Raw genomic sequence first — 259 nt, forward strand, 5'->3', positions numbered from 1 at the left:
GTAGCGTGCCTGAACGCCAGCCCTGCCATGGCAGCCGGCCTGGACAGTGGTTCCATCCTGTCCAGCAATGACCAGGCCTCCAGCATTCCGCAAAAGACGGATAGTGTAGAAGACAAGGCGCGTGCCGATTGGCGCAGCGGAACCTACGGGCCGCTGACCTCCCAGGAGCAGACCGACCCCGACTCTCTGCCGCCGTTCGGCGAAAACCTCTTCAGTGGTGGTTTCCGCGGCATGATGGCCGATGGTCTCAATAGCAGCT

At 62.2% G+C, this 259-nt stretch carries 1 protein-coding gene; it reads left to right on the top strand.

What is annotated here, in order from left to right; all coding sequences use genetic code 11:
* Positions 1–27: 27 nt before the first annotated feature.
* Positions 28–259: hypothetical protein (locus tag R0J88_RS21305; protein ID WP_410901070.1), on the top strand; the 232-nt coding region annotated here is incomplete at its 3' end.

Source organism: Pseudoalteromonas sp. SIMBA_162 (assembly GCF_046535955.1).
GTDB lineage: Bacteria > Pseudomonadota > Gammaproteobacteria > Enterobacterales > Alteromonadaceae > Pseudoalteromonas > Pseudoalteromonas marina.